We start from the raw sequence: 7,640 nt of genomic DNA on the forward strand, positions 1-7,640 counted from the left end.
GAATATAAATGGGACAACTTATACATACTTTTACTGTTGAAGATACAGAACAAATTATACCCAAAGTAAAAGAAGATTACGGAGATAAAGCTTTAATTATAACAAATAAACAAATTCGTCCTAAAACCTTAAATCGCAGTGCGCTTTATGAGGTTATGGTAGCCATAGAAGAAAGCGACTATGAAGAACACTTAAAAAAACAAGGAAAATCTTTACCTGCAAAAAAAAGCTCGCCAAAACCATCTTCTACCTCTCTTACAGAAGAAAAAATTAGATCTCAAATCCCTCAAGAAGATGAAGATGTAGTCTTGGATTTCTCAAACACTCGCTTAAATACAAATTTAAACACTGTAAAAAACAATGACTTAACTAAAAAAACCTATCAAGATTTTCCACAAAACAAAATCAACCCTCATCAAAATAAGACTCTAGGCTTTGATGATTTTAAAGAAAAACTAAGTGAAGTCAGCAATGAAATTTCTAAAGTCACAAACACACCTTTAGAAAATTACACCCCTAATCCAAATTATAATAAAAAAATAGAAAATTTTGAAAAGCAATTTGAAAAACAAATCAACAAGCTTAACGATAAAATAGATCTTCTTGCAGATATGATGTGGGACGATAAAGCTGAAGCTAGAAAAAATCTTATGATACCTCCTGAATTTGCAAGTATTTATAAACAAGCCAAAGAAAGTGGAATGCTTGAAAATCATCTAGAAGCGATTATGAAAGCAACTATAGAAAATATGCCAGCTGCTATGAAAACCAACAAAGATGCGGTTCAAAGATATTTTCATTCACTTTTAAGAAATATCTTGCCTTGTCGCGTTGAAAGCGATATAAAAAAACAAAAAATCATGATGCTAGTGGGCCCAACAGGAGTCGGAAAAACAACAACCTTAGCTAAGTTAGCTTTTCGCTATGCTTATGGAGATAAGCGTTATAAAACAGGTATTATTACGCTTGATACTTATAGAATCGGTGCGGTTGAGCAACTTTTTCAGTATGCAAAAATGATGAAACTTCCTATTATTGATAGCATAGAACCAAAGGATTTAGATGAAGCGATAAAAAGCTTAAATAATTGCGAAGTAATTTTAGTTGATACTATAGGAAATTCACAATACGATCAAAGTAAACTTGCTAAAACTAAAGAATTTTTAATGCACTCAAATGCAGAAATTGATGTAAATTTAGTGGTTTCTGCAAACACCAAACATGAAGATTTAATGGAAATTTATAAAAATTTTTCATTCTTAAATATTGATACTTTGATTATTACTAAATTTGATGAAACAAAGGTTTTTGGAAATATCTTCTCTCTTATTTATGAAACAAATATTCCTCTAAGCTTTTTCTCTACAGGACAAGAAGTGCCAGATGATTTAGAAGTAGCCAATAGTGATTTTCTAGTTCATTGTATTTTAGAAGGGTTTAACAAAGGAAAAAATAATGAATAACCAAGCAAATAAACTTCACAATCTCATGAGTCAAAATGGAACCAAAAAATCCCAAAACACTCATTTTATAGCTATTACAAGTGGAAAAGGTGGCGTTGGAAAAAGTACGATTAGCGCAAATCTAGCCAATGTTTTAGCAAATAATGGCTATAAAGTTGGGCTTTTTGATGCTGATATTGGCTTGGCAAATTTGGATGTCATTTTAAATGTACGCATACAAAAAAATCTTTTACATGTTTTACGCGGAGAATGCTCCTTGGAAGACATTTTAATAGAAGTTAAGCCAAATTTATGGCTCATCCCAGGCGAAAGTGGAGATGAGATTTTAAAATATAATGATAAAAATATTTACGAGAGATTTTTAAATCAAGCAAGTATTTTAGATGAGCTTGATTTTCTTATTATCGACACAGGCGCGGGTATTGGTGGAAATATTTTAAATTTTTTAGAAATGGCTGATGAAGTTATAGTAGTAACTGTTCCTGATCCTGCAGCAATCACTGATGCGTATGCAACCATAAAAACAACTTCTAAGACAAAAGAAAATTTACTAATGCTCTTTAATGTTGTAAAAAACGAAAATGAAGCTTTAAAAGTGTTTGAAAATATTAAAAAAGTTGCAGATGCAAACATTAAAAATCCTTTAAATTTAGAATTCTTAGGTCATTTAAGCGCTTCTAAAGATGTAAGTGGTAGTATTAAAAAAAGAACTTTATTTAGCGATGAAAACACAGCCTCAAGTGATGAGCTTAAAGCCCTAGCTTCCAAGCTTTTATATAGATTGGAACGGAAAGTGCTTGATAATGTTTCAAATCGTAGTTTTTCAAGTTTTTTTAGAAAAATTATTGAAAGATTTTAGCAATAAAGAGAAGAGATTATGAGGCCAGAAAATTACGTAGCATTTTTTACTGTTTGTGGATTTTTTATAGGACTTGCATTTAGCATTATTAGTATAGATGAAGCCTTTGATATACTGATTTTTACTTGTTTTATTACTTTTATGTTTTATGTTTTTGTTCATATTGCCATTATGAATTTTATAGATGTAAAGAAAATTAGCGGTAGAATCTTTAATAAACACGATTATGAAAAAACTAGCAATAATATTATCAACGATTTAGTTATTCGTGAAAAGAAAATGGATATAATTTTAGAAAAGCTCAATGAAGAAAGAGAAGAGCTAAAGAAAAATGAATCCAAAGAAAGACGAAGAAATGCTAAAAGAGCCGCCTAAAGCTTATGCACAAATGCTAAAGAAAGAGCAAGATGAGCTTGTGCTTTCTTACATGCCAGCTCTGCGTGCTATGGCTTTTAGACTAAAAGAACGCTTGCCTTCAAGCATAGATGTTAATGATCTTATTAGCATAGGCGTTGAAGAAATGATAAAGCTTTCACGCCGTTACGATAAAGAACAAAATGATAACTTCTGGGGTTTTGCAAGAAAAAGAGTTAATGGCTCTATGCTTGATTATCTTAGAAGTCTTGATGTAATGAGTCGCAATAATCGCAAAATTATTAAAGATATTGATGTAATCATGGATGAATATTTCCTTGAGCATGAATGCGAACCTGATGATGAATATCTAGCCAAAAAACTTGATTTGGATGTAGAAAAAATCAAAGAAGTAAGAACAGCTCATGCTATTAGCTATACCCTGCCCATCGATGAGCAAATCGAACTTTACAACGAAGACAATACTTTAGAAAAAATTGAAAAAGAAGAACTTTTAGAAAAAATTCACGAAGTGCTAGATGATCTTAAAGAGCGCGATCAGTTAATCATTCAGCTTTATTATTATGAAGAATTAAGCCTAAAAGAAATCAGTGAAATTTTACAAATCAGTGAAAGTAGAATTTCACAAATTCACAAAAAACTTCTTAAAAAACTTAGAGAAAGGCTAATGTAATGGCTGAGATACTTTCCCAAGAAGAAATTGATGCCCTGCTTGAAGTTGTTGATGATAACACCGACACACCCATAGCCTCAAATTCAAAAGATGAAAAAGATGAAAGAAATATCGTTGTATACGATTTTAAGCGTCCAAACAGAGTTTCAAAAGAACAACTTAGGACGATTAAAGGCATACATGATAAATTAGCAAGAAATTTAGCCTCTCAAATTTCATCGATGATGAGAAGTATTGTTGAAACTAAACTTCATTCAGTCGATCAAATGACTTATGGAGAGTTTTTAATGTCTTTGCCAAGCCCAACAAGTTTTAACGTTTTTTCTATCAAACCTTTAGATGGAAACTGTGTTTTAGAAATCAATCCAAGCATAGCTTTTCCTATGATAGACAGGCTTTTAGGTGGTCAAGGTGATAGCTATGAAGCTTCGCGTGAGCTTACGGATATTGAGCTTAATTTGCTTGATTCTATTTTGCGTATCATTATGCAAAGACTTAAAGAAAGCTGGGCTACTGTAACTGAAATTTATCCTAGTATTGAAGCTAAAGAATCAAGTCCAAATGTTGTACAAATCGTATCTCAAAATGAGATTGTTATCATGGTGGTAATGGAAATCATCATAGGAAATTCAAGCGGTATGGTAAATATCTGCTATCCTGTAGTGCATTTAGAAAGTATATTAAGCCGTTTGGCAAACCGCGATATTATGATGGGTGAAACCTCAGCCAAAAAATCACGTAACAAAGAACTTAAAACTTTAATCGGTCGTGCTGAAGTGGTATATGAGGCAATTTTAGGAAAAACCTTAATTAATGTTCATGAATTTTTAGAACTTAAACAAGGCGATATTTTAAGGCTTGATAGAGAAGCAGATGATAAAGCTATAGTAAGCATCGATAAAAAAGATGTTTTCTTAGCACAAATTGGATTGCATCGTTTTAGAAAATCTATTAAAATTTTAGAACTCATACGCACAGATAAAGATGAAATCAAAGAAATTTTGGAAAAATACGAAGAAGAACGTAAAGCTAAAGCTAGTGTTTATGATGAGCCTGAAGAGGAGGATGAAGAAATATGATCAATGATTTTTTAAAAATGTTTACAAATGAATGCATCAGCACCATTGAAGGTTTAACAGGAAAAAGTGCTGAATTTAGCGAATATAAAGAATTTGATGTCAATGCAAGTGATACTTTAAAAGCACCTTTAGTGTATGCTATATTTGATATAGCAAATGGTGGAAAAATAGGAATTTTAGCCGGTGCTGTTTTAATGAGTGCTATTGGTGAATGGATGATGGGCGAAGAAGAGATCACCAAAAACGATAAACTAGGTCCTGATGAAATGGATGCAGCTAAAGAAGCCATCCAAAATATCATTTCAGCATTTTCTACAACTTTAGGAGCTCAAAAAGACATTCCAAAAATGGATTTTAGTATAGAATCTTGTGAATTTGTGCCTGAAAGCGTAGATTTTAAAGATTTTAAAAAATTATTTTTATATGATGTAAAAATAGGCGATTTAGAAGAACAAGTTTCTTTAGCCATGGATCAAACACTTCACAACATTCTAAGTGGAAAACCTGCTGAAACAGGAAATACAAGCACTGATTCTAATCACAACGCTGAAGAAAAAGCGATAATGCTTAGCGAAGAACTTAAAAATATCAATCTTATCATGGATGTTCGTTTGCCTGTGCGTGTGCGTATAGGCAATAAAAAAATGCTTTTAAAAGATGTTTTAACTATGGATATAGGTTCAGTTGTGGAGCTTAATCAACTTGCAAACGATCCGCTTGAAATTTTAATCGGAGATAAAAGAATTGCTTATGGCGAGGTAGTAATTGTCGATGGTAACTTCGGCGTTCAAATTACAGAAATTGGTTCTAAAAAAGAAAGATTAGAACAACTAAGATAAAAAGTTTTAGCCTACAAATTAAGAATAATAAATATAAACGAATTAAAACTAAAACAAACTAAAAGGGCTGAAATCAAAATGTAAAGATTTTGGAGTATTTAACTTAAAAGGTTTTAGCTCTTTTTTAGGAGCAACAATTAAAGCATAACCACCTTTATTATATCTATCCCAAATACTAAAAAATTGACTTTTAGAACTTATATATTCTCCATGACTTGGATCAAGCACTTGTAAATAATTACCTTTATGATTGATAATTATAACAAAATGTGGAAAGCGTGGATCATCTTCAATTTTTACAAGCATTGGAATATTTACAAGTTTATCCAAGTTTTCTCTATTGATTTGATATGAATTGCTTTGAAAGCCCAGTTTTTTAACTGCATCGCTTAAATCTGCAAAGCTTACCATATCCGTATAAAGTTCTTGTCCGCTCATAATCTTTAAAAGTTCAAGTTCATCAAACTTTTTTTGATCATCAAGTATATTAAGTAAAGTTGCTAAAGATGAAGCCCCACAAGATTGCTCATAAGTTTGTCTTATTACTCTTTCGTTTTTAATTTCTTGATAGGATTTAACTACCCATTCCGCTTTTGCACTCAAAGTAAGAATGGGTAAAAATAATAAAATTTTTAGAATTTTTTCCATAAGCTTATCCCAAATATGCTATCAGGAGAAGCAGAGCTTCCTCCAAAACTAGCATTAACAGAAACTGCGGTATCTGAATTAATGCTATAAGTAGAACCTAAACTTAAAGTTGGAATAGAACGCACTTCAGAATTTTGATAACCATTGATTTTTTGCTCGGTTTGAAATCTTTGCTCTGCTCCTAAATCTAAAGTAATTTTAGGACTTAGAATAATAGATAAATCCCCACCCACATAAATACTATTTCCATACTCTATTTTAAGGGTTTTAAATTTTCTTGATTGATTATAACCAAATCCTGTATAAATACTATAAACCACAGGATCGCTATATCCCCTTAAACTAGCTTGTAAGCTTTGTGATTTTAGATAAAAGTTTTTGGTTTGATTGATTGCTTTTTCTCTTTGAACGACTGCAGTTTGAAAGGTAATTTGTGGAATTAAATCTGCAATGCTATCGCCTGTATAAATAAAACCTAGCCATAAATTATCAAAACCTATTCTGTTTTTACTAGAATACTCATTTGTAAAAAAGTTTGTATATTCTTGTCTTGCATAACTTCCGCCCCCTGAAATAAGTATGTCAAACTTAGGTGTTATGGTATAAATGAAAGTTTGAGTTAAAAACACTTGCTTTGTATCATTCCAAATTGTAGGATCTCCGCCTATTGTTATATTAGGATAAAGAGAATACGAGTTTGCATTTCCTGTGCTAAGCAAAGAAAAGCTTGTAATGCTTCTTAAGCCTATTTGCTTTTTAAATAAACTGTCTATATTTAGTTCATCACTAGCAAAAACACAATTAACTAAAACCATAAATGCTAAACAAATCTTTTTCATTGTTGCCTTTCTAAATATTTTCAAATTTTTTTAAAAGCAATGAATGTTCCAAATAAAAAAATTTGATTTTAATATATAATTTGTGATATTATTCAAATAAAGAGTAAAATAATTAAATAAGGAGAAATTATGCTTAAAAAATTAGCAAGTTCATTGATTTTAGGTTCTTTGTTAGCTAGTTCTGCTTTTGCTGGGGATTTTTTAGCTAAAGTTAGTAATGGTGCTTTAAGTGATAACTCTCAAGGGGTTAAAGCTCTTAATTTAGATGAGATGAAACAAGTTAAGGGTGGGTATTTAGTCGGTTTTAAATTTTTTAAAGATCGTCCAAATTTAATTTCAGAAGTTTATGCAATTGCAGATTTTTCAGAATACGAACTTAGCAATCTTAACAAGGGTCTATGTGGTGCAGGAGATGAAAAATGCTCAAACCCTAGTAGAGATAGATTAATTTCTTGGTTGCAAGCGAGTGCTAATTCTCCTGCTGAATATCGTCCTGTAATATAAGGTAAAAAGACAAATAAAATACTCAAATTTAGGACAGCCTTATGTTTTATTTACTTATGGAGTCGGTGTTTATAATGTAAAGAATGGACAAATATATCAATATAATTCTAGTCCTATGTTAAATAATAATACAATCATGAGAGAAATTGCTTATAAATATCAAAATTCTATACAAGATGCTATGGGTGGTTGGAATCCAAGATTATTTTAATAAAATATCATAAAAAAAGGGTTTTCTATGGTAAATTTTGATACTCAATATACAAATATTAATTATCTAAGCAATAACACGAACAATAAAAAATCTGTGCTTAAAAACGATGATGATTATTTTAATTCCGTGATAAAAAAATTTAATTTC

At 30.9% G+C, this 7,640-nt stretch carries 9 protein-coding genes; 7 read left to right on the plus strand and 2 right to left on the minus strand.

Annotation, left to right across the window (positions count from 1 at the left end):
• The first annotated feature begins 8 nt into the window (after positions 1–8).
• Genes flhF through fliY form a run of 6 tightly spaced genes read left to right on the plus strand, consistent with a single transcriptional unit; the run spans position 9 to position 5,288 of the window.
• The gene (flhF, locus tag ELQ12_RS07775) at positions 9–1,463 is read left to right on the plus strand and encodes a flagellar biosynthesis protein FlhF (protein ID WP_002871493.1); all 1,455 of its coding nucleotides are present in this window, start codon (positions 9–11) and stop codon (positions 1,461–1,463) included.
• Positions 1,456–2,322, plus strand: coding sequence for a flagella biosynthesis ATPase FlhG (gene flhG / locus ELQ12_RS07780; protein WP_052858893.1), 867 nt, complete (start codon positions 1,456–1,458; stop codon positions 2,320–2,322). Before flhF ends, flhG begins: the two co-directional genes overlap by 8 nt.
• Positions 2,323–2,340: 18 nt before the next feature.
• Entirely contained in the window at positions 2,341–2,697 is a 357-nt protein-coding gene (locus tag ELQ12_RS07785) for a hypothetical protein (RefSeq protein WP_002854547.1), read from the plus strand.
• Complete coding sequence (locus ELQ12_RS07790; RefSeq protein WP_002871494.1) at positions 2,678–3,370, plus strand: RNA polymerase sigma factor FliA; 693 nt, start codon at positions 2,678–2,680, stop codon at positions 3,368–3,370. Before ELQ12_RS07785 ends, ELQ12_RS07790 begins: the two co-directional genes overlap by 20 nt.
• Positions 3,370–4,449 carry a flagellar motor switch protein FliM gene (gene fliM, locus ELQ12_RS07795; RefSeq protein ID WP_002851710.1) on the plus strand — a complete coding sequence of 360 codons (1,080 nt, stop codon included), beginning with the start codon at positions 3,370–3,372 and terminating at the stop codon, positions 4,447–4,449. The genes ELQ12_RS07790 and fliM overlap by 1 nt, the downstream gene beginning before the upstream one ends.
• On the plus strand, positions 4,446–5,288 hold the full coding sequence (gene fliY / locus ELQ12_RS07800; protein WP_002860902.1) for a flagellar motor switch protein FliY: 843 nt from the start codon (positions 4,446–4,448) through the stop codon (positions 5,286–5,288). Before fliM ends, fliY begins: the two co-directional genes overlap by 4 nt.
• Positions 5,289–5,336: 48 nt before the next feature.
• Here the strand turns inward: fliY and ELQ12_RS07805 are convergent, their stop codons facing one another.
• Positions 5,337–5,936 carry a C39 family peptidase gene (locus ELQ12_RS07805; RefSeq protein ID WP_070261580.1) on the minus strand — a complete coding sequence of 200 codons (600 nt, stop codon included), beginning with the start codon at positions 5,934–5,936 and terminating at the stop codon, positions 5,337–5,339.
• Positions 5,921–6,775, minus strand: coding sequence for a hypothetical protein (locus tag ELQ12_RS07810; protein ID WP_002860900.1), 855 nt, complete (start codon positions 6,773–6,775; stop codon positions 5,921–5,923). The genes ELQ12_RS07805 and ELQ12_RS07810 overlap by 16 nt, the downstream gene beginning before the upstream one ends.
• Positions 6,776–6,904: 129 nt before the next feature.
• Between ELQ12_RS07810 and ELQ12_RS10685 the strand changes: the two genes are divergently transcribed.
• Positions 6,905–7,279: a hypothetical protein gene (locus ELQ12_RS10685; RefSeq protein ID WP_243834135.1), complete on the plus strand. Its 375-nt coding sequence runs from the start codon at positions 6,905–6,907 to the stop codon at positions 7,277–7,279.
• Positions 7,280–7,640: the final 361 nt, after the last annotated feature.

Source organism: Campylobacter sp. US25a (genome assembly GCF_004379075.1).
Classification (GTDB): Bacteria; Campylobacterota; Campylobacteria; order Campylobacterales; family Campylobacteraceae; genus Campylobacter_D; species Campylobacter_D jejuni.

What these genes read in the sequence shown, in the direction of transcription:
- ELQ12_RS10685 (WP_243834135.1), top strand. Translation starts at nt 6,905, where the DNA reads ATGCTTAAAAAATTAGCAAGTTCATTGATTTTAGGTTCTTTGTTAGCT.
- fliM (WP_002851710.1), top strand. Translation starts at nt 3,370, where the DNA reads ATGGCTGAGATACTTTCCCAAGAAGAAATTGATGCCCTGCTTGAAGTT.
- ELQ12_RS07790 (WP_002871494.1), top strand. Translation starts at nt 2,678, where the DNA reads ATGCTAAAAGAGCCGCCTAAAGCTTATGCACAAATGCTAAAGAAAGAG.
- ELQ12_RS07785 (WP_002854547.1), top strand. Translation starts at nt 2,341, where the DNA reads ATGAGGCCAGAAAATTACGTAGCATTTTTTACTGTTTGTGGATTTTTT.
- flhF (WP_002871493.1), top strand. Translation starts at nt 9, where the DNA reads ATGGGACAACTTATACATACTTTTACTGTTGAAGATACAGAACAAATT.
- flhG (WP_052858893.1), top strand. Translation starts at nt 1,456, where the DNA reads ATGAATAACCAAGCAAATAAACTTCACAATCTCATGAGTCAAAATGGA.
- fliY (WP_002860902.1), top strand. Translation starts at nt 4,446, where the DNA reads ATGATCAATGATTTTTTAAAAATGTTTACAAATGAATGCATCAGCACC.
- ELQ12_RS07805 (WP_070261580.1), bottom strand. Translation starts at nt 5,936, where the DNA reads ATGGAAAAAATTCTAAAAATTTTATTATTTTTACCCATTCTTACTTTG.
- ELQ12_RS07810 (WP_002860900.1), bottom strand. Translation starts at nt 6,775, where the DNA reads ATGAAAAAGATTTGTTTAGCATTTATGGTTTTAGTTAATTGTGTTTTT.